The sequence below is a fragment of the Alterinioella nitratireducens genome, assembly GCF_013155465.1.
Classification (GTDB): domain Bacteria; phylum Pseudomonadota; class Alphaproteobacteria; order Rhodobacterales; family Rhodobacteraceae; genus Alterinioella; species Alterinioella nitratireducens.
Window position 1 is genome coordinate 451,953 of the sequence record NZ_JABJVX010000001.1, and the last position, 26,629, is coordinate 478,581.

Annotated in this window: 32 protein-coding genes and 1 tRNA gene; 15 read left to right on the forward strand and 18 right to left on the reverse strand. The window is 66.6% G+C overall.

The window, feature by feature from the left end:
• Window positions 1-75: 75 nt before the first annotated feature.
• From HNS34_RS02230 to HNS34_RS02275, 10 genes are all read right to left on the reverse strand, one after another.
• The gene (locus tag HNS34_RS02230) at window positions 76-762 is read right to left on the reverse strand and encodes a M48 family metalloprotease (RefSeq protein WP_172317909.1); all 687 of its coding nucleotides are present in this window, start codon (window positions 760-762) and stop codon (window positions 76-78) included.
• Window positions 763-829: 67 nt separating this feature from the next.
• Complete coding sequence (locus HNS34_RS02235) at window positions 830-1,255, reverse strand: OsmC family protein (RefSeq protein ID WP_407925848.1); 426 nt, start codon at window positions 1,253-1,255, stop codon at window positions 830-832.
• Between the two features lie 82 nt (window positions 1,256-1,337).
• Window positions 1,338-1,946 carry a DedA family protein gene (locus tag HNS34_RS02240; RefSeq protein ID WP_172317539.1) on the reverse strand — a complete coding sequence of 203 codons (609 nt, stop codon included), beginning with the start codon at window positions 1,944-1,946 and terminating at the stop codon, window positions 1,338-1,340.
• On the reverse strand, window positions 1,943-2,302 hold the full coding sequence (locus tag HNS34_RS02245) for a hypothetical protein (RefSeq protein ID WP_172317541.1): 360 nt from the start codon (window positions 2,300-2,302) through the stop codon (window positions 1,943-1,945). Before HNS34_RS02245 ends, HNS34_RS02240 begins: the two co-directional genes overlap by 4 nt.
• Window positions 2,303-2,372: 70 nt before the next feature.
• Window positions 2,373-3,557 (reverse strand): vWA domain-containing protein, encoded by a 1,185-nt coding sequence (locus HNS34_RS02250; protein WP_172317543.1) that lies wholly within the window; start codon window positions 3,555-3,557, stop codon window positions 2,373-2,375.
• Between the two features lie 5 nt (window positions 3,558-3,562).
• Entirely contained in the window at window positions 3,563-3,724 is a 162-nt protein-coding gene (locus HNS34_RS02255; protein ID WP_172317545.1) for a hypothetical protein, read from the reverse strand.
• Window positions 3,725-3,747: 23 nt separating this feature from the next.
• A complete protein-coding gene (locus tag HNS34_RS02260; RefSeq protein ID WP_172317547.1) occupies window positions 3,748-5,118 on the reverse strand; it encodes a DUF2927 domain-containing protein in 1,371 nt (456 codons plus the stop codon).
• 7 nt (window positions 5,119-5,125) lie between these two features.
• A complete protein-coding gene (locus HNS34_RS02265; RefSeq protein ID WP_172317549.1) occupies window positions 5,126-5,581 on the reverse strand; it encodes a GNAT family N-acetyltransferase in 456 nt (151 codons plus the stop codon).
• Between the two features lie 178 nt (window positions 5,582-5,759).
• On the reverse strand, window positions 5,760-6,677 hold the full coding sequence (locus HNS34_RS02270) for an AEC family transporter (protein ID WP_172317551.1): 918 nt from the start codon (window positions 6,675-6,677) through the stop codon (window positions 5,760-5,762).
• Window positions 6,678-7,529, reverse strand: a complete 852-nt coding sequence (locus HNS34_RS02275; protein WP_172317553.1) for an AAA family ATPase — start codon at window positions 7,527-7,529, stop codon at window positions 6,678-6,680. It lies immediately after the preceding gene.
• A 185-nt stretch (window positions 7,530-7,714) separates the two neighbouring features.
• Here HNS34_RS02275 and dksA point away from each other — a divergent pair, with 185 nt between their 5' ends.
• Together dksA and HNS34_RS02285 are read left to right on the forward strand one after the other, a co-directional pair.
• A complete protein-coding gene (gene dksA, locus HNS34_RS02280) occupies window positions 7,715-8,137 on the forward strand; it encodes an RNA polymerase-binding protein DksA (RefSeq protein WP_172317555.1) in 423 nt (140 codons plus the stop codon).
• Window positions 8,138-8,234: 97 nt separating this feature from the next.
• A complete protein-coding gene (locus tag HNS34_RS02285; protein ID WP_172317557.1) occupies window positions 8,235-9,395 on the forward strand; it encodes an FAD-dependent monooxygenase in 1,161 nt (386 codons plus the stop codon).
• A 124-nt stretch (window positions 9,396-9,519) separates the two neighbouring features.
• Here HNS34_RS02285 and xth read toward each other — a convergent pair whose 3' ends face one another.
• Entirely contained in the window at window positions 9,520-10,302 is a 783-nt protein-coding gene (gene xth / locus HNS34_RS02290) for an exodeoxyribonuclease III (protein WP_172317559.1), read from the reverse strand.
• Here xth and HNS34_RS02295 point away from each other — a divergent pair.
• Entirely contained in the window at window positions 10,277-10,609 is a 333-nt protein-coding gene (locus HNS34_RS02295) for a hypothetical protein (RefSeq protein WP_172317561.1), read from the forward strand. The two genes, xth and HNS34_RS02295, sit on opposite strands and share 26 nt — an antisense overlap.
• On the forward strand, window positions 10,606-12,015 hold the full coding sequence (locus tag HNS34_RS02300; RefSeq protein WP_172317563.1) for a hypothetical protein: 1,410 nt from the start codon (window positions 10,606-10,608) through the stop codon (window positions 12,013-12,015). The genes HNS34_RS02295 and HNS34_RS02300 overlap by 4 nt, the downstream gene beginning before the upstream one ends.
• A gap of 12 nt (window positions 12,016-12,027) precedes the next feature.
• Here HNS34_RS02300 and HNS34_RS02305 read toward each other — a convergent pair whose 3' ends face one another.
• The gene (locus HNS34_RS02305; protein ID WP_172317565.1) at window positions 12,028-12,426 is read right to left on the reverse strand and encodes a SpoIIAA family protein; all 399 of its coding nucleotides are present in this window, start codon (window positions 12,424-12,426) and stop codon (window positions 12,028-12,030) included.
• Between the two features lie 58 nt (window positions 12,427-12,484).
• A complete protein-coding gene (locus HNS34_RS02310; RefSeq protein ID WP_172317567.1) occupies window positions 12,485-12,814 on the reverse strand; it encodes a HesB/IscA family protein in 330 nt (109 codons plus the stop codon).
• Between the two features lie 186 nt (window positions 12,815-13,000).
• On the opposite strand from HNS34_RS02310, the gene HNS34_RS02315 reads away from it, so the two are divergent.
• The 9 genes from HNS34_RS02315 (at window position 13,001) to HNS34_RS02355 (ending at window position 21,153) form a co-directional block, all read left to right on the forward strand.
• Window positions 13,001-14,170, forward strand: coding sequence for a deoxyguanosinetriphosphate triphosphohydrolase (locus HNS34_RS02315; RefSeq protein WP_172317569.1), 1,170 nt, complete (start codon window positions 13,001-13,003; stop codon window positions 14,168-14,170).
• 118 nt (window positions 14,171-14,288) lie between these two features.
• Complete coding sequence (locus tag HNS34_RS02320; protein ID WP_172317570.1) at window positions 14,289-14,666, forward strand: hypothetical protein; 378 nt, start codon at window positions 14,289-14,291, stop codon at window positions 14,664-14,666.
• Between the two features lie 72 nt (window positions 14,667-14,738).
• Window positions 14,739-16,469, forward strand: coding sequence for an arginine--tRNA ligase (gene argS, locus HNS34_RS02325; RefSeq protein ID WP_172317572.1), 1,731 nt, complete (start codon window positions 14,739-14,741; stop codon window positions 16,467-16,469).
• Window positions 16,470-16,597: 128 nt separating this feature from the next.
• The gene (locus HNS34_RS02330) at window positions 16,598-17,524 is read left to right on the forward strand and encodes an SPOR domain-containing protein (RefSeq protein ID WP_172317574.1); all 927 of its coding nucleotides are present in this window, start codon (window positions 16,598-16,600) and stop codon (window positions 17,522-17,524) included.
• Window position 17,525: 1 nt separating this feature from the next.
• Window positions 17,526-18,524: a glycoside hydrolase family 3 protein gene (locus HNS34_RS02335; RefSeq protein WP_172317576.1), complete on the forward strand. Its 999-nt coding sequence runs from the start codon at window positions 17,526-17,528 to the stop codon at window positions 18,522-18,524.
• Window positions 18,524-19,318, forward strand: a complete 795-nt coding sequence (locus tag HNS34_RS02340) for a segregation and condensation protein A (protein WP_172317911.1) — start codon at window positions 18,524-18,526, stop codon at window positions 19,316-19,318. The genes HNS34_RS02335 and HNS34_RS02340 overlap by 1 nt, the downstream gene beginning before the upstream one ends.
• Window positions 19,315-19,998 carry an SMC-Scp complex subunit ScpB gene (scpB, locus tag HNS34_RS02345; protein WP_172317578.1) on the forward strand — a complete coding sequence of 228 codons (684 nt, stop codon included), beginning with the start codon at window positions 19,315-19,317 and terminating at the stop codon, window positions 19,996-19,998. The genes HNS34_RS02340 and scpB overlap by 4 nt, the downstream gene beginning before the upstream one ends.
• A gap of 112 nt (window positions 19,999-20,110) precedes the next feature.
• On the forward strand, window positions 20,111-20,305 hold the full coding sequence (locus HNS34_RS02350) for a hypothetical protein (RefSeq protein ID WP_172317580.1): 195 nt from the start codon (window positions 20,111-20,113) through the stop codon (window positions 20,303-20,305).
• A gap of 107 nt (window positions 20,306-20,412) precedes the next feature.
• Window positions 20,413-21,153 carry a hypothetical protein gene (locus HNS34_RS02355; RefSeq protein ID WP_172317581.1) on the forward strand — a complete coding sequence of 247 codons (741 nt, stop codon included), beginning with the start codon at window positions 20,413-20,415 and terminating at the stop codon, window positions 21,151-21,153.
• A gap of 6 nt (window positions 21,154-21,159) precedes the next feature.
• Here HNS34_RS02355 and HNS34_RS02360 read toward each other — a convergent pair whose 3' ends face one another.
• The 4 genes from HNS34_RS02360 to HNS34_RS02375 form a co-directional block, all read right to left on the reverse strand.
• Window positions 21,160-21,579, reverse strand: a complete 420-nt coding sequence (locus HNS34_RS02360; RefSeq protein WP_172317583.1) for a hypothetical protein — start codon at window positions 21,577-21,579, stop codon at window positions 21,160-21,162.
• Window positions 21,580-21,625: 46 nt separating this feature from the next.
• Window positions 21,626-22,075: a YbjN domain-containing protein gene (locus HNS34_RS02365; protein ID WP_172317584.1), complete on the reverse strand. Its 450-nt coding sequence runs from the start codon at window positions 22,073-22,075 to the stop codon at window positions 21,626-21,628.
• A 241-nt stretch (window positions 22,076-22,316) separates the two neighbouring features.
• Window positions 22,317-23,723 carry a type I glutamate--ammonia ligase gene (glnA, locus tag HNS34_RS02370; protein ID WP_172317585.1) on the reverse strand — a complete coding sequence of 469 codons (1,407 nt, stop codon included), beginning with the start codon at window positions 23,721-23,723 and terminating at the stop codon, window positions 22,317-22,319.
• Between the two features lie 37 nt (window positions 23,724-23,760).
• Window positions 23,761-24,099 carry a P-II family nitrogen regulator gene (locus tag HNS34_RS02375; RefSeq protein ID WP_172317586.1) on the reverse strand — a complete coding sequence of 113 codons (339 nt, stop codon included), beginning with the start codon at window positions 24,097-24,099 and terminating at the stop codon, window positions 23,761-23,763.
• Window positions 24,100-24,267: 168 nt separating this feature from the next.
• Here HNS34_RS02375 and HNS34_RS02380 point away from each other — a divergent pair, with 168 nt between their 5' ends.
• Window positions 24,268-25,860: an NAD(P)H-hydrate dehydratase gene (locus tag HNS34_RS02380; RefSeq protein ID WP_172317587.1), complete on the forward strand. Its 1,593-nt coding sequence runs from the start codon at window positions 24,268-24,270 to the stop codon at window positions 25,858-25,860.
• On the opposite strand, the gene HNS34_RS02385 is transcribed toward HNS34_RS02380, so the two are convergent.
• Window positions 25,829-26,311 carry a Hint domain-containing protein gene (locus HNS34_RS02385; protein ID WP_172317588.1) on the reverse strand — a complete coding sequence of 161 codons (483 nt, stop codon included), beginning with the start codon at window positions 26,309-26,311 and terminating at the stop codon, window positions 25,829-25,831. The two genes, HNS34_RS02380 and HNS34_RS02385, sit on opposite strands and share 32 nt — an antisense overlap.
• Before the next feature lie 164 nt (window positions 26,312-26,475).
• Here HNS34_RS02385 and HNS34_RS02390 point away from each other — a divergent pair.
• Window positions 26,476-26,559 (forward strand) — tRNA-Leu (locus HNS34_RS02390).
• The last annotated feature ends 70 nt before the right edge of the window (window positions 26,560-26,629 follow it).

Here is a 26,629-nt window from a genome sequence, read left to right on the forward strand (position 1 = left end):
GCGATGCTGGAGGGAGGGGTCCCGCCATGCGTTCACGCATGGCCCCCGGTCGGACGCGGCAGCGTTCGACGCCCTTCACGCCTTCACCCACCGGGCCTCCAGCGTCTCGATCGCGGCAATGCGTTCCGCCGTCTTCGGGTGGCTCATCAGCCAGGCCGGGGTGCCGCGCCCGCGCATCCCCGTCAGCCCTTCCAGCTTGGTCAGCAGCGATTTCTGCGGGCCCGTTCCGATGCCGGCCTTCGTCAGCAGCGCCGCGGCATAGGCGTCGGCCTCATACTCATCGCCCCGGCTGAGACGCGCGGCCAGGAGCGACATCAACAGGTTCGCGATCATCGGCCCGACCCAGGGGATGAATCGGCCCAGGACCGTCACCAGCACCGTGCGCACCGCGTTCTGGCCGGAAAAGTCGATCATCCGGCGGCGCGCATGGCCAAGCGCCACATGGCCCAGTTCATGCGCGATGACGCTGGCCATTTCCTCGCCGGTCACCTCGCCCTTGCGGTATTTCTCGTAAAACCCGCGCGTCAGGAAGATCCGCCCATCGGGCGCGGCAAGCCCGTTCACCGGGTCGACCTCGTAGATGTCGACGCGGATGCGCGCGATCTCCAGCGCGCGCGCCATCCGGGCGCAGAGCGCGCGCAGGCCGGGATCGGCCAGTTCGGTGGATTTCGCATCCAGCTCGCGCCGGGTGCGCCAGGCCGAGAAATGATACATCACCAGCCCGTAGGCGATGGCAAGCAGGATGGGGGTCAGGCGCAAAATCATGGCGCAGATATGGGGCCTGCGCGCCCGCGCGGCAATGGCGCGGGCGGCAGGTGGGGCGTGATTGTCAGACCAGGGCGGCGTCCATGGTGATCTCGGCGCCCGCCAGAAGCTTGGAGATCGGGCAGTTGACCTTGGCGGTCTCCGCGGCCTCCAGGAATTTCGCGGCATCCGCGCCGGGGATCTGCGCCTCGACATCCAGATGCACCCGCGTCACCGCAAAGCCGTCATCGACCTCTTCGAGATAGACCGTCGATGTGGCGTCGATGTTCTCGGGCGTCATGCCGGCCTCGCCCAGGATCATCGACAGCGCCATGGCGAAGCAACTGGCATGGGCCGCGCCGACCAGTTCCTCGGGGTTGGTGCCGCCCTGACCCTCGAAGCGGGTGTTGAAGCCATAGGGCTGGTCCGAGAGGTGGCCGGACTGGGTCGAGACAAGGCCCTTGCCGTCCTTCAATCCGCCCTTCCAGTTCGCGCTCCCGTGTTTTTCGATAGCCATGTCGCGGTCTCCTTTTGTGAATTGTCTTGGAGGTCCAATGCGCGGGGGGCGGTAAAGGTTGCATATGAAAATCGCCTCAAGGGGCCCTGGCGCGGCGCTGTTGGCGCAGGATGGTGCGGATCCACAGGCCCATGGCGATCGCCACGGTAACGGCCACCAGCAACCCGACGATATTGCCCATCACGTCGGCCACGGTGCCGATGCTGCTGGAAAACGCATAGCCGAGCCCGACATAGCCGGTGACCCAGATGACCTCGCCCAGGATGTCCCAGAGCGCGAACCGCGCCCAGGAAAACCCCGTCGCCCCGGCCACGAAATTCACCCAAGGTCCAAGCGGGGCCAGAAGCCAGGTGGAAAAGAACACACCCACCGCGCCACGACGCTCGACAAGGGCGCGGGCCCGGTCCAGCGCGGCGCGGCGCGCAGGCGCGCGGGCAAGGTGGGCCAGCAAGGGCGCACCGCCCCACCGGGCCAGCATATACCCGGTCTGGTCGCCCAGGACCGCGCCCGCATAGGCCGCAAGCACAACGGTCCAGAGCGACAGGTCGCCCGTGGCCACGAAGGCCCCGCCCGAGAGCATCATCAACGAGGTGGGGATCGGCAGCGCGAGGCAGGACAGGAAGGCCGAGGCAAAGATGACATAGGCCCCGAACTCGGTCACCAGCGACAGGACGAGATCGCTCATTCCGCGCCCTCCGTGGCGCGGAAGGCGGCAATCGCGGCCTCGGTGGCGGCGATCAGGTCCGCGACCGGGATGCCGGATTCCGCGGCGATGCGGTCGAAATTCATCGGCCTTGCGGGGCGCGCGCCGAACGCGTCCAGCGCGTCGCCCACCGTCTCACGCGGGACGCGCCAGGACTGCGCGACATAGCCCGGCGTCATCCAGGGCTCGATGGCCTGTTCCTGGTGGGCCGGATCGTTCCAGTAGATCGCGCGGCTGATCACCCTGGCCCCGAAAAAGACCGATGCGGTCAGCGCGAGGGCCAGGATCACGGTCGCGACCGGGGCGGCCTGCCAGATGCGTCTGAGAAATCGGATCATGCGGGTGGCCCCTGCCTTGGCCCGGATCGGCGGGCGGTTTGCGGTAACACGCGGCAGGCGGGCGTTTCCGTCACCGCGACAGCATCCGCATGCCCGTATCAATGCCTTCCAGCGTCATCGGCACCATGCGGCCCTGGAATATCTCGCGGATCATGGCGATGGATTGGGTATAGGGCCAATGCGTGCGCGGGGTCGGGTTGATCCAGAGGTGATCGGGCCAAGCGTTGCGCGCGCGGTCCAGCCAGACCTGGCCCGCCTCCCGGTTCCAATGCTCGTTCGCGCCGCCGGGGATCGCGATCTCATAGGGGCTCATCGCCGCATCGCCCACGAAAATGCACTTGTAATCAGGCCCGTAGGTGTTGCGCACGTCAAAGGTGGGGATCTGCTCGGTCCAGCGGCGGCGGTTGTCGCGCCAGACGCCTTCATAGAGGCAGTTGTGGAAGTAATAGTGTTCCAGGTGCTTGAATTCGGACCGCGCGGCGGAGAACAGCTCCTCCACCACCTTTACATGCGGGTCCATCGAGCCGCCCGCATCGAGAAACAGCACCAGCTTGACCGCATTGTGCCGCTCGGGCCGGGTCTTCACGTCGATATAGCCCTTCTCGGCGCTGGATCGGATGGTGCCGTCGAGGTCCAACTCCTCCTCGGCCCCGGTGCGGGCCCATTGGCGCAGGCGTTTCAGGGCCACCTTGATGTTGCGGGTGCCAAGCTCCACGCTGTCGTCGAGATTGCGGAACTCGCGCTTGTCCCAGACCTTGACCGCGCGCTGGTGGCGGCTTTCCTTCTGCCCGATGCGCACGCCCTCGGGGTTGTAGCCATAGGCGCCGAAGGGCGAGGTTCCGGCGGTCCCGATCCACTTGTTGCCGCCCTGGTGGCGGCCCTGCTGCTCCTTCAGGCGCTCGCGCAGCGTCTCCATCAGCTTGTCGAAGCCGCCAAGTGCCTCGATCTCGGCGCGTTCCTCGGGGCTGAGGTGTTTTTCGGCCAGTTTCTCCAGCCAGTCCGCGGGGATCTCGGCGGCCTCCAGCACCTCTTGCGGCGTGATCGCCTCAAGGCTGCCGAAACTGTGGGCAAAGGCGCGGTCGAAGCGGTCGAGATGGCGTTCATCCTTCACCATCGCGGTGCGCGCGAGGTAGTAGAAACCGTCGATGTCATAGGTGACCAGCCCCGCGCCGACGCCTTCCAGAAAGGCCAGGTATTCGCGCAAGCTGACGGGGATTCGGGCGGCGCGCAGGGTCTCGAAGAAGGGCAGGAACATCGCCCTTACCCGCGCAGCAGGAACACGCCGACAAGGGTGCCGAGGATCAGCCCGATCAGGCCGAAGACGCCCGCGTAATGCGCCATATCCATGCGGTTGCCGCCCTTGCGGCGCGCAAGGAAGAGGCCGATCGCCACGCCAAGGAACAGTCCCAGAAGGTTCGCCATGTCATCCTATCCCATGGGGTCGGTCAGCTTTGCGGCGGCAGGGCGGCGACCTCGGTCAGCCGTTCGCGCACGGCCTGGTCCGCACCGAAGCCATAGCGCGCCCATCCCAGACTGTCGAGCCGGACGGTGGCGGCCTCGGAGGGGCGGCCCTGCAATTCCAGCGCCTCGGCGCGCAGCATCAGGAGGGTTGCCAGAAGCGAGGCGTTTTCGGCCCGCGTCGCGGCGGGCAGGGCATCGCCGACAAGGGCCAGGACCTGGTCGGCCTCGCCCGCGGACAGGGCAAAGGCGGCAAGCTGCATGTTCACATGCGCGACCTGGATGCCATTCGGGTCGATGCGGCGGAAATAGGTGCCGGCAGTGACGAAGGCCCGCACCGAGCGGTTGGCGTCCCGCGCCAGCGTCAGGCGGCCTAGCGCGAAATGGGAAAATCCGATGCGGGTGTCGCTCCAGCCCTGCGCAACCGCGATCTGCACCGCGCGTTCGGCCGCCGCGATGCGCGATTGCAGCGGCAGCCGGTCGCCAAGCGCATCCTCCATCGAGGCGATCCATTGCCGGTGCGGACGCGATGGCCCGCTGGCCGCGGCGCGGTTGCCGGTGGGGTTGAGGCGGGACAGGATGGCGGGCAGGCGGGCGGCGACCTCGGCGCGCGACATGCCCGATACAAGCGCGTCGTCGTAATAGGTGCGCAGGATCAGCATGTCGAACCCGGTCAGCACGGCATGGAAATTGTCGTCGTTGAAGACCGAGTCCGACAGCCGGTAGAGGTCATTCAGGGGGCCAAGCGCCTGGCCGATCTCCTCGTGTAGGCAATCGCGCACCTCTTGCGGGCTGACATCACTGGGGATGAAGATGGCCACCCGTTCGCGGGTTTCCAGCGTGGTCCAGTCCAGCGCGCCGGCGCTGCGCCGCGCCTGCCGGAACTCGGCCCAGGAGGAGACGCGCGGGACCACGAAACAGGCCGCCTGCGGCACCGCGCGCTGCATCCGGGCGCGCGGCAAAGTCTGGATGGTGATCGAGGCGGGCGCGGGCCCGTTCGCGACCTGGCGAATGTCGATCCGGGCCTCGGCGCGCAGGCGCGCGATCAGCCGTTCGAGGTCGCGGTTCAGCGTGACCGGCGCGCCGGGGGCCACGGCGACAGTCACCGGCCCTTCGAAGCGCGACAGGGTGGGGATGGCCCGCCCGCTCTCCATCTCGAAGCTGAGTTCCAGGAAATCACGCGCGATCTCGGTGTTCGACCGGGTGCTGGCCACGGGGCGCGGGGTGCCGAACATGGCCATGGGCGGCAGCGCCGCGGGCAGGGTCGCGCCGCGCCGCTCGGGCAGATCGGCAACAGGCGTGGCCGCGCAGGCGGCCACGAAGGCGAGGGACAGGATGGCAAGACTGGTCTTGATCATGGGCGGGTCAGTTTGTCTTTCGGCGATAGACCATGAAATCGGTCGGGGTGGCGATGCGGTCGTAAAGCGCGCGGGCGGTGGCGTTGCCGGTCTGGGTCAGCCAGTAGACGGCGGGGCGGCCCGCCGCGTCGGCATCCGCGTAAACGGCGTCGATCAGCGCGCGCGCAACGCCGCGCCCGCGTGCTTGCGGAACGGTGAAGAGGTCTTGCAGATAGGTCACAGGGGCCACCCGCCAGCCATGCGGATGTGCGATGGCATGCGCAAGGCCAAGCGCGGCGTCCCCCTGCCAGGCGAGCCAGGCGCGCATATCCGAATTGTCCGGGTCGGCGTAGCGGGCAAAGGTTGCATCATAGACCTGCCCATCCACCTGCGTCTCATAGAACGCCAGATAGGCCCGCCAGAGCGGTTGCCAGCTGTCGCGGTCGCGGGCCGCAAGGGGCCGGATAACAAGGTCGGACGTCATGCGGAGGCGGGCCTTTGCGGGTTTCGGGGGGTCTTAGCCTGCGATTGTGGCACAATTTGGGGGTCGGACAAGTCAATCCGCCCGCACTATCCCGTGAGATAAAGCACATTGCGTTGGATTGGAATCGAAAGACGCTGCCTCTCCCTGCGGTCGAACGCGCCTTTCGATGCTGTCTGCATCAGATGAAACGCAAAGTGAGATATGCCAGCGACAATATGGAAAGCAAGGTCGAGATCAGCACGACCTTGGCCAGTCGCTCGGTTGCCACACCGTATTGCGTGGCGATGACGAAGGGCATGGCCCCGCAGGGACCGGCAGCCACCAGAAGCGTGATGTCGCCGGTAAAGGCGCTGGCTCCGACCAAGGCCAGCCCGCTGCCGACCAGAACGGGATGGGCCAGCAGTTTCAGCCCGACGACGGTCCAGACCGCGCCCCCGGTGCGCAGCAACGATGAGCCCGCCAGCGTGATGCCAAGCGTGAAGAGGAGGACAGGCGCCGCCGACCCGCCCGCGAAGGTCATGAAGGTCATCAGCCCCGCGGGCGCGGCATCCCCCATCAGCCCGATCGCCACCCCGATGGGCGAGGCGTAGACGAAAGGGTTGCGAAAGAGCAGCCCCGCCAGCCGCCCCTGTCCGCTGCGCCCGCCGCTGAGCCGTGCCACCAGCAGCACGCTCATCGGGAAGATGAACCCGGCATCCACCATCACGATCCCCGCCATCGGCATGGCGGCATCGGGGCCCACCAGCCGCTCGGCGATGGGCAGGACGAAGAAGACGTGGTTGACGAAGCTGGTGGCCATGCCGAGCAGCACCGCCTCGCGCATCTCGATCCTGAACAGCAGGCGCAGCACCGCGAAACCGGCCAGCGCCAGCCCGACCTGAAGCGAGGAATAGACCGCCACCGCGCGCCATTCGATCTGCAAGAAGGGCGTCGTTGCCACGACCGACACGATGAGGGCGGGCACCGCGAGGTAGAAGGCATAGCGGTTGATGATGCCCGCATGCTCGGCCTCCATCACGCCGATCCTGCGCAACAGGTAGCCCGCCGCCATCACCATGAAGACCGGCAGGATCGGATCGGCGAGGGTGGCCAGCATCTAGCGGGCCGACCGCCCGCCGGAGCGCGCCATGAAGGCGAGCCGTTCGAAAAGCGCCACGTCCTGCTCGTTCTTCAGAAGCGCCCCGTGCAGTTTCGGCAAGGCGGACGCCCCGTCGCGCTTGAGGTCTTCAGGCGAAAGATCCTCGGCCAGCAGCAGCTTGAGCCAGTCCAGCACTTCCGAGGTGGAGGGCTTTTTCTTCAGCCCCTGCTGGTCGCGGATCTCGTAGAACTGCGTGAGCGCGGTGGTCAGCAACGCGGGCTTGATGCCGGGGTGATGCACCTCGACGATGCGTTTCAGCACGTCGATATCGGGAAAGCGGATGTAGTGGAAGAAACAGCGCCGCAAGAAGGCGTCGGGCAGTTCCTTTTCGTTGTTCGAGGTGATGATCACGATGGGCCTATTGACGGCTTTCACGGTCTCGCCGGTCTCGTAGACATGGAACTCCATCCGGTCGAGCTCTTGCAGAAGATCGTTGGGAAACTCGATATCGGCCTTGTCGACCTCGTCGATCAGCAGCACGACCCGTTCGGGCGCCTCGAAGGCCTGCCACAGCTTGCCCTTGCGGATGTAATTGGCGACGTCATGCACGCGTTCCTCGCCAAGCTGGCTGTCGCGCAACCGGCTGACGGCGTCGTATTCATACAGCCCCTGCTGCGCCCGCGTGGTGGATTTCACATGCCACTCGATGATCGGCAGATCCAGCGCCCGGGCCACTTGCCGCGCCAGTTCCGTCTTGCCGGTTCCGGGCTCGCCCTTGACCAGCAGTGGACGCTGCAATGTCACCGCGGCATTGACCGCCACGCTCAGGTCTTCCGTCGCCACGTAATCGGCGGTTCCGTCGAATTTCATATACTGCCTCAATCGTTTGGCCTGCCCCGATCGGGCCGGACCATAGCATGCCCTCATTTGGTCACAAGCGGCCATTAGGTGGGGTGACAAGGGGGCGATGTTGGAGTAATCGGGCCGCAATGAGGCCGCGTGAGGACGTGATGACTGAGTCGCCCCCTCGTTCCGGTCCCGCGAAAGGGAGAACAATGAAAGCTGAAGTCTTTCTGCCTGATGATTACCGTCCCGCCGAGGATGAACCGTTCATGAATGACCGCCAGGTGGAGTATTTCCGCCGCAAGCTGATCGCCTGGCGCGAGGACCTTCTTGATGAAAGCCGCTCGACCGTCGCGGTCCTGCAGGGCGATACCCGCAACATCCCAGACGTGGCCGACCGCGCCTCGGAGGAAACCGACCGCGCTCTGGAATTGCGCACCCGCGACCGCCAGCGCAAGCTGATCTCGAAGATCGACTCTGCCCTGCGCCGGATCGAAGAGGGCGAATACGGCTATTGTGAGAAAACCGGCGATCCGATCTCGCTCAAGCGGCTCGATGCGCGGCCCATCGCGACGATGAGCCTGGAGGCCCAGGAACGCCACGAGCGCCGCGAGAAAGTGCATCGCGACGACTGAGGCGCGGTGCCTCATGGCAATCCCCGGGCGACCGGGGCAGGGATGAAACCGGGGCCTTTTGCGGGTGCCCGGTTTTTTCATGCGAAAGGCAGGGGCCATGCTGAATGGGCAAGAGATCACCGTTCTGGGCGCGGGCATCGCGGGGCTGGCCGTGGCAACCGCCCTGGCGCAGCGCGGCGCGCAGGTGCGCGTGCTGGAACAGGCCGATGCGATCCGCGAGGTCGGCGCCGGGTTGCAGGTCACGCCCAATGGCGTGGCGGTGCTGCGCGCGCTCGGGCTGGAAGGCGCGCTGCAGGCGGCGGCCCCGCTCGCGCGCGCGGTGCAGCTGCGCGATTTTCGCCGCGGCGATCCGGTGTTCCGGCTGGACCTCACCCGCCCCGACCGGCCCTATCACCTGACCCACCGCGCCGACCTGATCAATATCCTGCGCCAGGGCGCGAGCGAGGCCGGCGCCCGCATCGAGCTTGGCCAGCACGTCACGGGCGTCGACCCCGAGGCGGGCCAGATGCTGGTCAACGGCCACACCGAAACCGCGCCGCTGATCATCGGGGCAGGGGGGCTGCATTCGCCCACCCGTGCCGCGCTGAACCCCGGCGGGCAGCCCTTCTTCACCGGCCAGGTCGCCTGGCGCAGCACCATCCCCTGGGATGACCCGGCCACCCCGCCCGAGGCGACGATCCATATGGGGCCGGGCCGCCACCTGGTGACCTATCCCCTGCGCGGTGGCGCGCTGCTCAATGTGGTGGCGGTTGAAGAACGCGATGCGTGGGCCGCCGAAGGCTGGCACCACCGCGACGACCCCCAGGCGCCCTGGCGCGCCTTCGTCGATTTCTGCCCCGAGGTGCGCGACATCCTCTACCGCGCCGAGGAGGTCTATCTCTGGGGCCTCTTTCGCCACCCGGTCGCGCGCAACTGGGGCCAGGGCCGCGCGGCCATCCTGGGCGATGCGGCGCATCCGACGCTGCCCTTCCTGGCGCAGGGCGCCAACATGGCGCTGGAGGATGCCTGGGTGCTGGCCGACTGCCTCGACACCCATGCGACGACCGAGGCCGCCTTCGCCACCTACCAGGCCCGCCGCCGCCCGCGCGCCGCGCGTGTCATCGACGCCGCCTCCCGGAACGCGCGGAACTACCACCTGCATCCCGGCCCCACCCGCGCCGCGGCACATCTGGCCCTGAAACTGGGCACCAGGCTGGCCCCCGGCCTCGCCGCACGCCGGTTTGACTGGCTCTACGGGCATGACGTAACCCGACATTAAGGTTAACGCGCGCGCCGTTCACCTTGACGCGCGCCCTTCTTTCCGACGGCCCCCGCCCGCCTTCTTTGTTCCGCAAATATCCTGGGGGAGGGCGCCCGCAGGGCGACCGGGGGCAACGCCCCAGCTACGCCGCCAACTCCACCCAGACCGGAACATGATCCGACGGCTTCTCGCGCCCCCGGATCTCGGCGTCGATCCGCACATCCCGCATCAGGTCGGCGGCCTGCGGGCTCAGCAGAAGATGATCAATCCGGATCCCGTCATTGCGCTGCCAGGCCCCGGCCTGGTAATCCCAGAAGGAATAATGCTCGGGGCCCCGGACCCGCGCCCGGAACGCCTCGGTGAAGCCGAGGTTCAGGATCCGGCGGAACGCGGCGCGGCTCGCGGGCAGGGCCAGCGCGTCGTCTTTCCAGGCTTGCGGGCGCGCGGCATCCTCATCTTGCGGGATGATGTTGTAATCGCCCGCCATGACCACCGGCATTTCGCTTTGCAAAAGCTCCCGCGCGCGGGCCTCCATGCGGGCCATCCAGGCCAGCTTGTAGTCGTATTTCGGCCCCGGCACGGGGTTGCCATTGGGCAGGTAGAGACCGCAGAGCCGCACCGCCTGCGCGTCGCCCACCACGGTGGCCTCGATCCAGCGCGCCTGTTCGTCCGCCTCGTCGCCGGGCAGTCCGCGCACCACTTCCTCGAGCGGGAATTTCGACAAGATCGCGACGCCGTTGAAGCTCTTCTGGCCATGCGTCTCGACATTGTAGCCGCGATCCTCGAACATCTCGCGCGGGAAATTCGCATCCACCGATTTGATCTCCTGCAACAGCGCGATATCGGGGTGCGATTCGTCCAGCCAGTCGCAGAGGGCGGCATACCGCGCCTTAATTCCATTGATGTTGAAGGTCGCGATCTTCATTCTGCCCGCCCTGTTCGTGTTCAAAATACAGATTTACTTGGCATTTTTGCCTGTCCAGCGGGAAATTGCCAAGGGGCCTTATTGGGGCTTGCCATTAAAGTGTAGATATGACACTTTTGCTGCAGGCGCTTTGAAGGAGGGCAAATCCGATGCGCAATCTGTTGACGGCACTGTTTTTTCTCTTCCTTCTGCTGCCGTTGCGCGTGACGGCGGCACCGGCACCGACGGGCCCGGTTGGCCCGGCCTTGCAGAGCCTTTTGGCGGGCCTGTTCTGACGATGACAACAAAGGGGGATGCCCCCAGATGAAACGACGCATCATAGCCTTGATCGGCCTTCTCATGCTCGCGCTGCCCCTGCAGCTGCGGGCCCAGACGGTTGAGCGGATCCCCGAATACCGCGCCATGCTGTCGGATGCGGAGGCCGCGCTGAACGAGGATTTCGCCATGGCGCGTGCCCGCGCCGAGTTGCAAGATGCGTTCGATTCCAGTGGCATCGGCTTTTCCAACCGCTACCTGGACCGCTGGAGCGCGACCGTCTTTCAGCGCTGGTCGCGGATGCGGCTGTTCTTCGACGAGGCCGACGCGCGGCTGGCCGAATGGCAGGCCGCCCTCGACGCGGGCGAGGTGAGCGAGGCCGAGGCCGAAGCCGCGCTGGCGGTGCCCACGGCGCAATTGCTGGAGGTGGCGCGGCGCATCCCCGAATGGCTGCACGATGACGTCGCGCGGCTGGCGGAACGCGCCTTCTGGACCGATCTGGCGCAGGATGTGGGCTGTTGCGACGCGCTCTATTACCTCGCGCTGGACGAGGCCGACCGGGTCTGGGCCTCCTCGGCCAGCCCCGATGCCGCGACGGTGGCGGGGCTCGACCTGATCCCGCCGGTGGGGGACGCCGGCCATGACGCCGAGGCGGCGAATTTCGCGGCGCTTTCCGAACGGGTCGAGACGCTGGACCTTGAAGGCGGCAACACCGCCACCCTGCGCCGCGTGCTGATCAACGATGCGCTGCTGCTGGCCGACCTTTTCGGCACGGCCCGGTTCGGCGACCTGGCCGATCTGGCCGCGCGCGAAGGCTTTTCCGCGCGGCCCGTCGCGCCCTTGCTGGCGCTGGCGCGGATCACCGAACCCGGCCCCCTGCGCACCATGCTGATCGAGCGCGCAAGGCTGCGGCTGGAGGCGCGCGCGGCGCATCTGGGGCTGGAAGGGCCCGACATGAACCCGGTCACCGACATGGCCGCGAACAACGCGCCCGAGCCGGAACCGGAGCCGGAGCCGGAGCTTGACCTGCCCATCGCCGATGCGCCGACGGGCGGGGTGACTTTGGGGACCGGGTCCAGCGGCGCCAATTCTGGTTTGGACGCGTTTCAGGGCGGCGCGCAGGTCGGCTCCGGCGCGGTTACCCAGTCGGGCAACCGGCGCACTGTTGCCCCCAGCATAAGCACGGCCACCACAAGCACGGTCACCTCAAGCACCGCCATCATCGCCGCCCCGACCGCCGCCCCTCCGCCCGCCGCTGCGCCCCTGCCGGATGGGCAGATTGCCGCGGTCGAACGGGCGCTGGAGGCGCTGTCGGATGACAGCCAGGCAGGATTGGCCGCGGCCACCGAGGCCGCCGAGATGGTCGATGCGCTGCTGGAACCCGGCGATATAAGGGCCTTGCAGGGTCAAGGCGCGGCCCCGCCGCCGCCGGTCTTTGCCGCGCCGGTCACACCCTGACCGCCTCGGCCCTCAACTGGCCGCCACGCCATCCAGTTCGGCCAGCCAGGCGCGGGCCTCGGCCTCCTGGTCGGGCGGGAAGGAGTGAATTTCGAGATTGGGGACAAGCAGGCTTTCGACCGCCGCCGCATTGGCCAGCCACCCCTGATCGGTCAGCACCGCGACCCGGTCGACCTTGCGGATCATCGCCATCAACTGCCCCCAATGGCGCAGCTCGACGCCAATCGCGCCAAGCGTCGGCCAGGAGACATTGCGCGCCCGCATCAACATGGCCCCATGGTCCATGTCGCGCACCACGGGCACCAGCGTGTTCAGCGCCACCTCCATGGCGATGGAATCCATCTTGCCGGAGACCTCCATCACAAGCAGGTTCGGCGCCTCCAGCTTGGCGGTGAATGTGGGCTCGGTCATTGGCAGGCACTCCCCGTCTTGATCAGGTTGGACATGATCTGACCCGCACGCGCCGGGATCACATCGAAAAGGACGTGCCGCAGCCGCAGGAGGAGGCCGCGTTCGGGTTCTCGATGACAAACCGCGCGCCGATCAGTTCCTCGGAAAAGTCGATCACCGCATTGGCGAGGAAGGGCAGCGACACGCTGTCCACCACGACCTTCTGGCCCGCGCCTTCCAGCACCAGGTCATCCTCGGTGGGCGCGTCCAGCGTGATCTCGTATTGAAACCCGGAACAGCCGCCGCCCTCGACGGCGACGCGCAGGGCCTTGGCCTCCTTGGCGTCCTCGTTGATCTCGGACAGGCGCGCAAAGGCGCGGTCGGTGACTTTGGGGGGAACGGTCAGCATCGTGATCCTTTCGCCATCTTTCCTAGAAACAGGCTTTGTCTTCTAAAATAGACCCCGCGGGCGCGGCTCACAAGGGCGGGGCGGGATTAAACATGCCCCCTCGCGCCGGGACGCGGGGCCTGATATGGCGTTGGGAAACAGGTGGTTGGCAGAGCCACCGGACCAGCAGAGAGGGGACGGGGACCGATGGCGGCACCCTATGCCTGCGAACCGGCGGCCAGCCGGGGCAGATATTTCGCCGAGGAGGAGAGCGCCTTTCGCTCGCCCTTCCAGCGCGACCGCGACCGGATCATCCATGCGGGCGCATTCCGCCGCCTCAAGCACAAGACGCAAGTGTTTGTGGAACATGAGGGCGATTATTTCCGCACCCGCCTGACCCATTCCATCGAGGTGGCGCAGGTCGCGCGCACCATCGCCCGCGCGCTTGGCCTGAACGAGGATCTGACCGAAGCGGTGGCCCTTGCGCATGATTTCGGCCACACCCCCTTTGGCCATACCGGAGAGGATGCGCTGAACGCGCTGATGGCCCCCTATGGCGGCTTCGATCACAATGCGCAGGCGCTCAAGATCGTCACCGCGCTGGAGCGCAGCTATGCCGAGTTTGACGGGCTGAACCTGACCTGGGACACGCTGGAGGGGATCGCCAAGCATAACGGTCCTGTCGCCGCGCCGCTGCCCTTCGCGCTGGCCGATTACAACGCGCGTCACGATCTGGAACTGGACACCCATGCGTCGGGAGAGGCGCAGGTCGCCGCCGTCTCGGACGATATTGCCTATAACAACCATGATCTCGCCGACGGGTTGCGCGCGGGCCTCTTCACCGATGAGGAGGCTGCGGAGCTGCCCATTGTCGGGCCGGCCTATGCACAGGTGGACGCGCTCTATCCCCGGTTGGACAGAAAGCGCCGCCGGGCCGAAGCGCTGCGCCGGGTTTTCGGTGTCATGGTCGCCGATGTCATCGCCGAGGCGCGGACCCGGCTGGCTGACACCGCGCCCGCCGATGTCGATGCGCTGCGCCGGGCGGGGCGGCCGATGGTGCGGTTCTCCGATCCGCTCTTCGCGCAGTTGAAGGAGATCCGCGCCTTCCTCTTTGCCCATATGTATCGCGCGCCGACCGTGGTCGAGATGCGCGCGCGGGTGACGCGGGTTGTGCAGGATCTGTTCCAGCTCTACATGGACCGGCCCGACCACCTGCCGCGTGAGTGGAGCGCCGATGTCGCCGCGGCGGATGACGCCACCGCGCGGGCCCGCCTGGTTGCCGATTACATCGCGGGCATGACCGACCGCTACGCCTTCGAGCGGCATGAGGTGCTGGTTGCCGGGACCACTCCGATGCCAGCGCGGCCCCATCCGTGATCTGTTGGGCCCATCCGAGATGTGCGGTGCCCTGTTCCTGACGGACCCCGAAGATTGACGCGGGCCGCCCGCCTGCCGCAGGATCAGGACATGTGATTTTGACCAGAAGGACATTGCCATGCCCCGTCTTTTCGCCCCCCTTGCCCTCCTGCTCAGCACCGCGCCGCTGATGGCCGATCCGGCCCTCGACGGGCGCTATGAGCTTGACGCCTGCACGGGCCGCGTGGGCGAAAGCACGATCACCCTGTCGGATTACAGCATCGCCTATTGGGAAAGCCGATGCGACCTGTCCGCGCCGATGCCGGTGCGCGGCATGGGCGAGGCGGTGCTCTATGACGCAACCTGTGCCGGCGAGGGCGAGAGCTGGGAGCGGCGGCTGATGCTGATGCCGGTCTGGCAGAACGGCCCCATCGGCAGGCCGCCGCATGACGGGCTGATCATTGTCGGCGACAACTACGCCGATTACTACGCCTATTGCGGCCCGGCCCCCCGATAGGCCCGCGCGCGGGTGATTGACCTCGGGTTCCCCCGTGATAAACCCGCGCCCAAGCCAATCAGGACCGACGCAATGACCCTTTTCGCCGATATCCGTGCGCTGGTGATCGCCAGCCTCGACACAATGACCGCTGAGGGCGCGTTGCCCGAGGGGCTCGACATGTCCAATGTCGCGGTGGAGCCGCCGCGCGATGCGGCGCATGGCGACATGGCCACCAATGCCGCGATGGTGCTGGCCAAACCTGCCGGGATGAAACCGCGCGACATTGCGGGCGCGTTGGCCGGGAAGCTGGCGGAGGATCCGCGCATCGCCAGCGCCGAGGTGGCGGGGCCTGGCTTCCTGAACCTGCGGCTGTCGGCCTCGACCTGGCAGGGCGTGATCGCGGGGATATTGCAGGCGGGCGAGGGCTATGGCCGCTCCGACATGGGGCAGGGGCAGAAGGTCAATGTCGAATATGTCTCGGCCAATCCCACCGGCCCGCTTCATGTCGGCCACACCCGCGGTGCCGTCTTCGGCGATGCGCTGGCGAGCCTGCTGGCCTTCTCGGGTCATGAGGTCACGCGCGAATATTACATCAACGATGGCGGCGCGCAGGTCGATGTCCTCGCGCGCTCGGTCTATCTTCGTTACCTTGAGGCACACGGCCAGGAGGTCGCCTTCGAGGATGGCACCTATCCCGGCGATTACCTGATCGCGGTCGGTGAGGCGCTGAAGGACAAGGTGGGCGATGCCTATGTCGGCAAGGGCGAGCAGGTCTGGCTGGAAGATGTGCGCAACATCGCCACCGAGGCGATGATGGACCTGATCCGCGCCGACCTTGCGTCGCTTGGCGTGAAGATGGACCATTTCTATTCGGAGAAATCGCTCTACGGCACCGGCCGGATCGAGGCCGCGATCGCCGATCTGGACGCCAAGGGCCTGATCTATCGCGGCACGCTGGAGCCGCCCAAGGGCAAGCAGCCCGAGGATTGGGAGCCGCGCGAACAGACGCTCTTCCGCTCGACCGCGCATGGCGACGACGTGGACCGCCCGATCCAGAAATCGGACGGGGCATGGACCTATTTCGCGCCCGACATTGCCTATCATTATGACAAGGTTTCCAGGGGGTTCGACGCCCTTATTGATGTGTTCGGGGCCGATCATGGCGGCTATGTCAAGCGGATGAAGGCGGCGGTGTCGGCACTGTCGGATGGCCGTGTGCCGCTGGACATCAAGCTGACGCAGCTGGTGAAGCTGTGGCAGAATGGCGAGCCCTTCAAGATGTCGAAACGCGCAGGCACTTTCGTCACGCTGGCCGATGTGGTCGAGATGGTGGGCGCGGATGTGACCCGCTTTGTCATGCTGACCCGCAAGAACGACGCACCGCTGGATTTCGACCTTGACAAGGTGCGCGAACAATCCAAGGACAACCCCGTTTTCTACGTGCAATACGCTCATGCGCGGATCTGTTCGGTGCAGCGCAAGGCGGCGGAGGCGGGCCTGACATCCGAGGCGGCGGACCTGTCGCAGCTGACCCATGAGGCCGAGCTGGCGCTGGCCGCGAAGCTGGCGGAATGGCCGCGCCTCATCGAGATCGCGGCGCGCGCGCATGAACCGCACCGGGTGGCCTTCTACCTCTACGACCTGGCCTCCGAATTCCACGCGCTTTGGAACAAGGGCAACGCGGAGACGTCCTTGCGCTTCCTGCAGGAGGGTGATCCCGCCGCCACGGCTGCGAAACTTGCCCTCATCGGTGCCGTTCAGGTTGTTATTTCCAACGGTCTTGCTATTCTGGGCGTGACACCGGTCGAAGAAATGCGCTGAGGTCAGGCCCGGAAAACCGGGTCGGCCCGCAACAATCAGCCAGGCCGCGTGTCACGAGCAGGACCAGAACATCCCGGTATGCCGCGCCCCCTTCGCGCACTGCCCATGCCGGGGCAATGAGGGCAGGCATGGCAGATATCGAATATTACGAGGACGAGTCCGACCTTCGCATGGCCCCCGCAACGGCGGGCCCGTCGGCGGTGAAAACGATCGTCAACTGGGCCGGCGCGCTGATGTCGGTGGGCCTTGTCGTCGGGATGGGGCTTTGGGCCTGGCAATTGACGGTGCGCGACGTCTCCGGCGTGCCGGTGATCCGCGCGCTGGAAGGGCCGTTGCGGGTGGCCCCCGAAAACCCCGGCGGCTCGATCATTGATCACCAGGGCCTGACCGTCAACCGCATCACCGAGGGCGAGGTCGCGGAACCCGCCGCTGACCGGATCGTGCTGGCGCCCGCGCCGCTGGACCTGGAAGAGATCGACCTATCCTCGGCCAGCCTGCCGGAAAACGCCGACCCTGCGCCCGATGTCAGCAGCGAGGAAACCATGGCCCTGATCGACCGCCTGGTCGAGGAGGCCCTGCCGCTGGACGCGCTGCCCGACGCCGAGGAGGGCGACGAGGAGGTCGCCAGGATCGCGCCCGCGCGGCCCGTGATCGAGGTCATTCCCGCCACCATTCCCGGCGTCAGCCTGTCGCTGCGCCCCTCCACGCGGCCCGAGGAACTGCGCGTCTCGGCCTCGGCCTCGTCCCCGGCGACCCCCGTGCAAACGCCCGAGGTCACCGAACTGGCCGCCGATGAACTGGCCACGGGCACGCGGCTGGTGCAGCTTGGCGCCTTTGACGATGCGGCGACCGCGCGCGCCGAGTGGGACCGCCTGGCCCGCGCCCATGCCGATTACTTCCGCGACAAGAACCGCGTGATCCAGCAGGCGGTTTCGGGCGGGCGCGCGTTCTTCCGCCTGCGCGCGCATGGCTTTACCGACCTCAGCGATGCGCGCCGCTTCTGCACTGCGCTCAACGCGCAAGGCGCGCCCTGCATCCCCGTCACCCTGCGCTGAGATGGGGTTCTCGGCCACCATCCTGGGCTGTGCCGGGACCGAATTGACGCGTGAGGAAGACGCGTTTTTCCGGGATGTGCAGCCCGTGGGCTTCATCCTCTTCGCGCGCAATGTCGAAAAACCGCTGCAACTGGCCCGCCTGGTCAGCGACCTGCGCGCGACCGCGCCCGATGCGCCCGTCTTCATCGACCAGGAAGGCGGACGGGTGCAGCGGATGCGCGCGCCCTATTGGCGCGAATGGACGCCGCCCTTGGATATGGTCGAGGCGCTCGGCGCGGATGCCTCGCGCGCGCTGTATCTGCGCAGCTATATCATTGGCCGCGAGCTTCTGGATTGCGGGATTGATGCCAATTGCGGACCGCTGGCCGATATTGCCCAGGCCCATACGCATCCGGTTCTGCGCAACCGTCTTTATGGCGACGAGGCGGGGCAGGTGGCGCTGCACGCCCGCGCCGTCGCCGACGGCCTGCGCGATGCGGGCGTCTTTCCGGTCCTGAAACACATCCCCGGCCATGGCCGGGCACGGCTCGACAGCCACCACGACCTGCCCCGCGTCACCACCGATCTGGAGACCCTGCGCGACACCGATTTCGCCCCGTTCCAGGCGCTGGCCGATCTGCCCTGGGGCATGACCGCGCATCTGGTCTATGAGGCCATCGACCCCGACCTGCCCGCCACGCTGAGCCCGCGCATGATCCGGGTGATCCGAGACGGGATCGGGTTCCAGGGCCTTCTGATGACCGACGATCTGTCGATGAACGCGCTGCCCGGCCCGGTGGAGGAGCGTGCAGGCCGCGCGCGTGCGGCAGGCTGTGATATCGTGCTGCATTGCAATGGCGAGATGGAGGAAATGCGCAAGGTGGTCGAGGCCGCCGGGACGCTGGACCGGGACGCGACCGACCGTCTGGCCGCCGTGATGCGCGCGCGCCCCGACCCGGTTCGCCTTGACATACGCGAGGTTGAAGCCGAATTTGACGCGCTGATTTCGCGGGACAGATGATGGCCGAAATGCCGATCCAGGACGATGACATGTGGGAAACCGTCGCCGAAAGGCGCGCGGCCGAGGCGCTTATCGTCGATGTGGACGGGTTCGAGGGGCCGCTGGATGTGCTGCTGACGCTCAGCCGCACGCAAAAGGTCGACCTGCGCACGATCTCGGTGCTGAAGCTGGCCGAGCAATACCTGGCCTTCGTCGAAAAGGCGCGGTCTTTGCGCATCGAACTGGCCGCCGATTACCTGGTCATGGCGGCCTGGCTCGCCTTTCTGAAATCCCGCCTGCTGCTGCCGCCCGACCCGAGCGAGGAGGGGCCGACGGGCGAGGAACTGGCCGCGCATCTGGCCTTTCAGCTGGAACGGCTGCAAGCCATGCGCACCCGCGCCGCGCAACTGATGGCGCGCGACCGCCTTGGCAAGGATCGCTTTGCGCGCGGCCTGCCCGAGGTGGTGGAAACTGCGCGCAACGTGACCTATACCGCCTCGCTTCTGGACCTCATGCAGGGCTATGCCCGCATCCGCACCCGCGACGAGTTCCGCCCCTTCACCATGGATCGCGACCGCATCTTTACCATGGAGGAGGCGCTGGACCGGATGCGCGGCATGATCGGATATGGCGGCGACTGGATGGACATTATCGGTTTCATCCCCGAGGGCTGGCGCAATGACCCCAAGAAACGCCGCTCGGCCACGGCCTCGACCTTTGCCGCGGCGCTTGAACTGGTCAAGGCGGGTCGCGCCGACCTGCGCCAGCGCGAGACCTTTTCGCCCATCCACCTGAAACCGAGAGCACCGGAATGAGCGACGCAGCCGACACGCCCGAGGAAAGCCTCTTCCACGCGCCGCCCCTGGCCGAGCAGGAGCGTATGGTCGAGGCGATGCTCTTTGCCTCCGCCGATCCGCTGACGACGCGCGAGATGCAGGCGCGGATGCCGCATGGCTGCGACGCCGCCGAGGCGATGGTGCTCCTGCGCAAACGCTATGAGGGGCGCGGCGTGCAGGTCGTGCGCGTGGGCGATGCCTGGGCCATCCGCACCGCCCCCGACCTCGGCTTTTTGATGAGCCGCGAAACCTCCGAGCAACGCAAGCTCAGCCGCGCCGCGATCGAGACGCTGGCCATCATCGCCTATCATCAGCCCGCCACCCGCGCCGAGATCGAGGAGGTGCGCGGTGTCAGCGTCAGCCGGGGCACCATCGACCAGTTGATGGAGATGGAGTGGATCCGCTTCGGCCGCCGCAAGATGACACCGGGCCGGCCCGTGACCTATGTGGTGACCGAGGCGTTCCTCGACCATTTCGGCCTGGAAACCACGCGCGACCTGCCGGGGCTGAAGGAATTGCGCGATGCGGGCCTTCTGGAAAACCGCCCCCCGCCGGGGGCCTTTCCGGGACCGGGCGAAGGCGGTGACAACGACGACGGCGACGAGGCGGAGGACGGGCCGGAGCCCGAAAAGGGCCAGGAAGACATGTTCGGCGCGTGATCCGCCTTCTGGAATCCCCCGAAATATGGCACAGTGACGCCAAGTGCCCCAATTCCGCCGCAGATATGTGCGAGAATCGCCTTAAGCAGAAAAAAGGACCGGAGGCAGAGACATGGACCGTATCATCAACATGATCCTCAACCGCATCATGCGCCAGGCCGTCAATCGCGGCATGGATGCCGGGATCAACGCCTTTCGCAACAGGGGCGACCGCACGATGCCGCAGGACGATCACCAGCCCGACCGCCAGAACGCGCAGCGCACCCGCCAGATCACTCGTATGGCGCGCCGCATCACGCGGTTCTGAACGAAAGACCGGCAGCGCAGGCGCGCGGTAAAGGGGGCCATTCACTCTGGTCCTTCCTGACGCCCCATGCGACGCTGACGGCATATTTTTAGGAAGGAGCGGTTTTCATGTCTCGATTTGCCCGGATTTTGCCCGCCATTGCCCTGATCTGCACCAGCGCCCCCCTGGCCGCGCAGCAGGAGGTCACCCCCGAGGAGATCGCGATCCGCGCGGCCTCGCCCGGTATCGTCGAGGGCGATGTGCCCGGCGAGTTCACCGTGATCGAGCTGGAGCTTCAGGGCTGCCGCCTGGTCCAGACCCTGCTGACCACGGCGGGCCGCAGCGCGGGCAATCCGGTCGGCGTGCAGGTCCTGCGCATGGATCTGCGCGACCTCGACCCGATCACCGGCGTGCTGCCCGCCGAGGATACCTCGACCGGCAACCGCCGCGTCATGCTGATGCCGAGCCAGGGGGCCTGGGAACAGATCCAGGCGGCGGGCGATATCTTCACCGGGCTGCGCCAGGCCGCCACCGAACAGGGCGATACCGAGAACCCCAATGCCATGGATGGCGCGCGGACCCTGCGCACCCAGGCGCATCGCATCTTTTCCGCCGATGCCGCCTCGGGCCAGTTCGGCACCGTCATGGCGCGCACCCATGTGATGCAGATGCGCGGCGACCGGGGCGCGCTGATCTATCCGCTGATCGCGCCGATGCAGATCACCCTGGCCCCCGATACCGCCGAGGCGGCGCTGGCCGCGATCAACGACCTGCGCGGCAATGCCTGCGCGCCCGATGATGCCATCGTCCCGGCCCCGGCCCCCGAGGAAGAGACCCCCGAGACGGAAGAGGGCGCCGAGACCGAATAGCGGCCCTTACGGGTCGAAGGTCTGCACGAACTGCGTCAGCAGCGCGTTCCAGTTGGCGAACACGGCCTGCGCATTGCCTGTCACCGGCATCTCGGCGGAGAGCGAGACCCATTCGCCGTCCAGCGCCACCTGGCTGCCGTTCCCGGCGGCGTTCCAGGCATCGAGCGTTGCCTGATCCGCCGCGGGGGCAAAGCTGGAAAACCGGATCGTGTCGCAGCCGGTGGCGCCCGTGCGGCAATCCGGCCCGCCGAGGTTGGCGACATAGGCCGCATCGCCTGCCTGTCCGAAGATCACCGGCTGCCCCTCGGGCGCGCCCAGTTGCGCGGGCCCAAGCAGCAGCGCCTGATCCAGCAGCGCCTGCGGCGTCTCGGCCCATGCCAGGGAGGGGGCCAGCAGGGTGGCGAGGGTCGCAATAAGATATTTCATACCGGTTTCCTCTTATGGTGTCTGATGACGTCGGCTCAGCGCGCGCTCAGCCGTCCAGGTGGGTGACGAATTCGGCCAGCGTCAATCGCCAGATATCGAAACTGTCAATGAGGTTCTGGCGCGAGATACCGTAATCCAGGTTGGCGCTCCAATGCAGGAAGATACGTCCCTCCTGGTTGATATAGGCGGTGCCGAAACGCTGATCCTCGTTCCAGGTGTTCAGGTGCTCCAGGTCGCGGCCGCGCCCGGTGAAGGTGGCGAAGAACTGGACCGATTCACAATTCCGCGTGCCGTCGCAGCCATACATCAAGATACCGTAATTGGTTCCCTCGATGGTGCCGTTCAGGATCGGACTCCCGGTCGAGGAGGTCTGCACGCTGGCCGCCCCGAAGCCGCGCGCGACGGCGGCGATCTCCTCGGGCGTGGTCAGCATCATCTGGGCCTGCGCGGGCGCGGAAAACGCAAGCAGGGCGGCGGTGACAAGGGCAAGCTTCATGGCAAAGTGATCCTTCAAATGGGTGGTTCGATACCCCCCAAGGGTAGGGCCGGGGGCCCCGCGCTGTCAAAAGAAAGACGCTGCCGGGTCGGGGGTGGGCCGGAGCCCGCCGCGACGATCACCTGGATATTCGGGTCCACAGAAACCTGCGTCGCGCGTGCGCAACGGGTGCAGGGAAAAAGCAAAGGGCACCCCTCCGAACCGAAGGGATGCCCTTGCATGTCGTGTGGATCAGTCGGTCTCAGCAGCTGTAATACATCTTGTATTCCACCGGGTGGGGCGTGTGCTCATAGGCGTAGACCTCTTCCCATTTCAGCTCCATGTAGCCTTCGAGCTGGTCCTTGGTGAAGACGTCGCCCTTGAGCAGGAAGTCGTGATCGGCCTCCAGGCTTTCCAGCGCCTCGCGAAGGCTGGCGCAGACGGTGGGGATGCCGGCCAGTTCCTCGGGCGGCAGGTCGTAGAGGTCCTTGTCCGACGGCTCGCCGGGGTTGATCTTGTTCGAAATGCCGTCGAGCCCCGCCATCAGCAGCGCCGCAAAGCACAGGTAGGGGTTGGCCGCCGGGTCGGGGAAGCGGGCCTCGACGCGCTTGGCCTTGGGGCTTTCGGTCCACGGGATCCGGACGCAGCCCGAGCGGTTGCGCGCGGAATAGGCGCGCAGCACGGGGGCCTCGAAACCGGGGATCAGGCGCTTGTAGCTGTTGGTCGAGGGATTGGTGAAGGCGTTCAGCGTCTTGGCATGCTTGAGGATGCCGCCGATGAACCACAGCGCCTCATCGCTGAGGTCGGCGTATTTGTCGCCTGCAAACAAGGGTTTGCCGTCCTTCCAGATCGACATGTTGACATGCATGCCGGTGCCGTTGTCGCCGGAAATCGGCTTGGGCATGAAGGTCGCGGTCTTGCCATAGGCGTGGGCGACGTTGTGGATGACGTATTTGTATTTCTGGATCTCGTCGGCCTGCTTGGTCAGGCTGTCGAAGATCAACCCAAGCTCGTGCTGGCATGACGCGACCTCATGGTGGTGCTTGTCCACCTTCATGCCGATCCGCTTCATGGTCGACAGCATTTCGGAACGCAGATCCTGCGCCGCGTCGGTCGGGTTCACCGGGAAATAGCCGCCCTTGATGCCGGGGCGGTGGCCCATGTTGCCCATCTCGTATTCGCTGTCGGAATTCCACGCCGCGTCCTGGGCGTCGACCTCGAAGCTGACCTTGTTCATCTCGACCGAGAAACGGACATCGTCGAACAGGAAGAATTCGGCCTCGGGGCCGAAATAGGCGACATCGCCGATGCCGGAGGATTTCAGATAGGCCTCGGCCAGGACGGCGGTGCCGCGCGGGTCGCGGTTATAGGCCTCGCCGGTATCCGGTTCCACGACGTTGCAATGCAGGCAGAGCGTCTTTTCGGCATAGAACGGGTCGATATAGGCGCTGTCGGTGTCGGGCATCAACTTCATGTCCGAGGCCTCGATCCCCTTCCAGCCGGCGATCGACGAGCCGTCGAACATGAAGCCTTCTTCCAGGAAATCCTCATCGACCAGGTCGGACACGATGGTCACATGCTGCAACCGCCCGCGCGGGTCGGTGAACCGGATGTCGACATAGTCGATATCCTCTTCCTTGATCAGTTTCAGAACGGTGTCGTTGCTCATTATCTGGTATCCTTGATGCGTGGTCTTCTGGATGTGTTCAAAGCGCGTCTTCGCCGGATTCGCCGGTGCGGATGCGGATCGCCTGTTCGACGGGCGAGACGAAGATCTTGCCGTCGCCGATCTTGTCGGTGCGGGCGGCCTCGACGATGGCCTCGATGGCGCCATCGACCATGTCGTCGGACAGCACCACCTCGATCTTCACCTTGGGCAGGAAATCGACGACATATTCGGCCCCGCGATACAGCTCGGTATGGCCCTTCTGGCGGCCGAAGCCCTTGACCTCGGTGACGCTGAGGCCCTGGATGCCGATCTCCTGCAACGCTTCCTTCACCTCGTCGAGCTTGAAGGGTTTGATGATGGCTTCGATCTTTTTCATGACATGTCTCCTCCGCGCCCGTCTCTTGGGCCTCTGACACCACGTTCCCTTGCAAGGGGCAATCGGCTAGCGTGAGAGTTGCGCGGCGGATCGGAGGAAACCGGAGCTGGCGCACAAAAATTGTGCAAAGCGCACAGAAAGCGGGCAGTTTGTAAAGCGAGGTGCGGAATGGAGCTTTTGACGGCGGCGCAGATGCGCAGGGTCGAGCACGCCGCGATAGAGGGCGGCACGGTCACCGGGCTGGAGTTGATGGAGCGCGCGGGGCGCGGCGTGGTCGAGGCCGCGTATGAGGAATGGCCCGATTTCGCGGCGGCCCCGCAGCGGGCGCTGGTGCTCTGCGGGCCGGGGAACAATGGCGGCGACGGGTTCGTCGTGGCGCGCCTGCTGCGCGGGGCCGGGTGGCAGGTGGAAGTGTTTCTATTCGGCGATGCCGACAAGCTGCCGCCGGATGCGAAGGCAAACCATGACCGCTGGTGCGACATGGGCGCGGTCGCGGCCTGGGACGCCGACGCCATCATCGGGGCCGAGGCCGATCTCTGCGTCGATGCGGTGTTCGGGGCCGGTCTGACCCGGCCCGTGGCGCATGAGGTGGTCGATCCGATGGTGCGCGGTTGGGGCAGGCGGCGGCGGACCTGCCGCGCCCTTGCCATCGACGCGCCGACGGGGCTGTGCATGGATAGCGGGCGGCTCCTGATCGACAGCGCGGCGGGCGTGCCCAATGCCGATCTGACGGTCACGTTCCATCGCGCGCGCATCGGCCATCACCTGGCCTCGGGGCCGATTGCCTGTGGAAAACTGCGTCTCAAGGATATCGGGCTGGAGCCGCGCTTTTCGGGGCAGGGACCCCGCAACAGGCCGGGGCCGACGGGGCTGAAACTGGGGCCGCTGGTCTCGCCCTGTCGGGTTTCGCCGCAGATCCACAAGGGCGCGCAGGGGCAGAAATACAGCCACGGCCACGCGGTTGTGCTGTCGGGTCCGATGGGCCGGTCGGGGGCGGCGCGGCTGGCGGCGCGCGGCGCGCTCCGGGTCGGCGCGGGTCTGGTGACGGTGGCCGCACCGGGATCGGCGATGATGGAATGCGCCACGCAAATGACCGCGATCATGCTGCGCAAATGCGAGGATGCGGAAGGCTTGGCGGCGCTTCTGGACGACGACCGGATCAACGCGCTTTGCCTGGGGCCGGGTCTGGGGCTGGAGCGGGCGAAGGCGCTGGTGCAGGTGGCGTGCGGCGGGGTCAAACCCCGTCCCATGGTTCTGGATGCCGATGCGCTGACAGCCTTTGCCGAGGCTCCGGACGCGCTTTTCGACATGCTGCACCCGGATGTGATCCTGACCCCGCATGAGGGTGAATTTGCCCGGCTCTTCCCCGATCTCTCGGACAGGCTGCGCGACAAGCCAAAGGCAGGCCCGGCCTTCTCCAAGGTCGATGCCGCACGCGCGGCGGCGGCGCGGGCGGGCTGTATCGTGCTGCTGAAAGGGCCGGACACCGTGATCGCCGCGCCCGAGGGGCGCACCGCGCTCAACGCCGCCACATATGGCCGCGCCGCGCCCTGGCTGGCGACGGCGGGGGCGGGGGACGTGCTGGCGGGGATCATCACCGGCCTGTTGGCGCGAAAGCTGGCCCCGATGCAGGCCGCGATGACCGGCGCTGCGCTGCATCTTGAGGCGGCGCTGGAGGTCGGCCCCGGCCTGATTGCCGAGGATCTGCCGGAGCAGCTTCCCGCCGTCTTCAGGCGTCTGCTGGCACCGGATCGGCGCTGAACAGCTCCAGCCCATTGGCATAGATGATGTGGGGATGGGCGAAATGCAGGGTGAGCAGCGCCTCTGGCCGCTCATCCGTCCAGGCGACGAAGTCCCCATCCACAAGGCGCGACAGCGGCACCCGCGCGGTCGGCGTGCCATAGAGCGCCTGCGCCCGCCAGTCGCGGATCAGCACGCGTTGATGACCGGGCAGGATGGTCGGCTGCGTCGGCTTGCCGCCAAGCGCGTCGCCGGTAATGCGGACCATGGCCGTGCCCTCCGGAACCGGGCGGCGGCGGATATCCAGCAGCGTCTGCGCGCCCGCATCGCGGGTGATCACGCGGTCGCCGGGATAGAGCGCCTCGACCGGCAGCGCGCCCGCCAGCGTGTAGATCGTGGTGCCCATCGGCAGGCCCGCGCCTGCGAATAGGGATGCGGTGCCGCCGGATGCGGGCCCGTGAGACTGTGCCATGATGCCTGTCCTGCTCGTGCCTGGCCCATTATGGACCCGTGTTTTATTGGCATCAGGTTAACCCAAGGCCGAAACATGCCCAAGCAAAAACTGCCCGGAGGGTCTGACGGGGTGGCATTTGGGTCTCGCCTAAGCGCCCGGGCTTTGCTAGAGAGCGGCGCAATGCGGGTGTGGCGGAACTGGTAGACGCACCAGATTTAGGTTCTGGCGCCTTTGGCGTGGGGGTTCGAGTCCCTTCACCCGCACCAATATCTGTCTCACGGCGCGCGCTATACGGGGACTTGGGCAGGCGGCGAAGGGCAGCAGCCCCCCCGCCGC

Bases quoted from the DNA above. Each gene is read 5' to 3' on its own strand.
- HNS34_RS02240 (WP_172317539.1), bottom strand. From the start codon at position 1,946: ATGAGCGATCTCGTCCTGTCGCTGGTGACCGAGTTCGGGGCCTATGTC.
- HNS34_RS02245 (WP_172317541.1), bottom strand. From the start codon at position 2,302: ATGATCCGATTTCTCAGACGCATCTGGCAGGCCGCCCCGGTCGCGACC.
- HNS34_RS02250 (WP_172317543.1), bottom strand. From the start codon at position 3,557: ATGTTCCTGCCCTTCTTCGAGACCCTGCGCGCCGCCCGAATCCCCGTC.
- HNS34_RS02255 (WP_172317545.1), bottom strand. From the start codon at position 3,724: ATGGCGAACCTTCTGGGACTGTTCCTTGGCGTGGCGATCGGCCTCTTC.
- HNS34_RS02260 (WP_172317547.1), bottom strand. From the start codon at position 5,118: ATGATCAAGACCAGTCTTGCCATCCTGTCCCTCGCCTTCGTGGCCGCC.
- HNS34_RS02265 (WP_172317549.1), bottom strand. From the start codon at position 5,581: ATGACGTCCGACCTTGTTATCCGGCCCCTTGCGGCCCGCGACCGCGAC.
- HNS34_RS02270 (WP_172317551.1), bottom strand. From the start codon at position 6,677: ATGCTGGCCACCCTCGCCGATCCGATCCTGCCGGTCTTCATGGTGATG.
- HNS34_RS02275 (WP_172317553.1), bottom strand. From the start codon at position 7,529: ATGAAATTCGACGGAACCGCCGATTACGTGGCGACGGAAGACCTGAGC.
- dksA (WP_172317555.1), top strand. From the start codon at position 7,715: ATGAAAGCTGAAGTCTTTCTGCCTGATGATTACCGTCCCGCCGAGGAT.
- HNS34_RS02285 (WP_172317557.1), top strand. From the start codon at position 8,235: ATGCTGAATGGGCAAGAGATCACCGTTCTGGGCGCGGGCATCGCGGGG.
- xth (WP_172317559.1), bottom strand. From the start codon at position 10,302: ATGAAGATCGCGACCTTCAACATCAATGGAATTAAGGCGCGGTATGCC.
- HNS34_RS02300 (WP_172317563.1), top strand. From the start codon at position 10,606: ATGAAACGACGCATCATAGCCTTGATCGGCCTTCTCATGCTCGCGCTG.
- HNS34_RS02305 (WP_172317565.1), bottom strand. From the start codon at position 12,426: ATGACCGAGCCCACATTCACCGCCAAGCTGGAGGCGCCGAACCTGCTT.
- HNS34_RS02310 (WP_172317567.1), bottom strand. From the start codon at position 12,814: ATGCTGACCGTTCCCCCCAAAGTCACCGACCGCGCCTTTGCGCGCCTG.
- HNS34_RS02315 (WP_172317569.1), top strand. From the start codon at position 13,001: ATGGCGGCACCCTATGCCTGCGAACCGGCGGCCAGCCGGGGCAGATAT.
- HNS34_RS02320 (WP_172317570.1), top strand. From the start codon at position 14,289: ATGCCCCGTCTTTTCGCCCCCCTTGCCCTCCTGCTCAGCACCGCGCCG.
- argS (WP_172317572.1), top strand. From the start codon at position 14,739: ATGACCCTTTTCGCCGATATCCGTGCGCTGGTGATCGCCAGCCTCGAC.
- HNS34_RS02330 (WP_172317574.1), top strand. From the start codon at position 16,598: ATGGCAGATATCGAATATTACGAGGACGAGTCCGACCTTCGCATGGCC.
- HNS34_RS02335 (WP_172317576.1), top strand. From the start codon at position 17,526: ATGGGGTTCTCGGCCACCATCCTGGGCTGTGCCGGGACCGAATTGACG.
- HNS34_RS02340 (WP_172317911.1), top strand. From the start codon at position 18,524: ATGGCCGAAATGCCGATCCAGGACGATGACATGTGGGAAACCGTCGCC.
- scpB (WP_172317578.1), top strand. From the start codon at position 19,315: ATGAGCGACGCAGCCGACACGCCCGAGGAAAGCCTCTTCCACGCGCCG.
- HNS34_RS02350 (WP_172317580.1), top strand. From the start codon at position 20,111: ATGGACCGTATCATCAACATGATCCTCAACCGCATCATGCGCCAGGCC.
- HNS34_RS02355 (WP_172317581.1), top strand. From the start codon at position 20,413: ATGTCTCGATTTGCCCGGATTTTGCCCGCCATTGCCCTGATCTGCACC.
- HNS34_RS02360 (WP_172317583.1), bottom strand. From the start codon at position 21,579: ATGAAATATCTTATTGCGACCCTCGCCACCCTGCTGGCCCCCTCCCTG.
- HNS34_RS02365 (WP_172317584.1), bottom strand. From the start codon at position 22,075: ATGAAGCTTGCCCTTGTCACCGCCGCCCTGCTTGCGTTTTCCGCGCCC.
- glnA (WP_172317585.1), bottom strand. From the start codon at position 23,723: ATGAGCAACGACACCGTTCTGAAACTGATCAAGGAAGAGGATATCGAC.
- HNS34_RS02375 (WP_172317586.1), bottom strand. From the start codon at position 24,099: ATGAAAAAGATCGAAGCCATCATCAAACCCTTCAAGCTCGACGAGGTG.
- HNS34_RS02380 (WP_172317587.1), top strand. From the start codon at position 24,268: ATGGAGCTTTTGACGGCGGCGCAGATGCGCAGGGTCGAGCACGCCGCG.
- HNS34_RS02385 (WP_172317588.1), bottom strand. From the start codon at position 26,311: ATGGCACAGTCTCACGGGCCCGCATCCGGCGGCACCGCATCCCTATTC.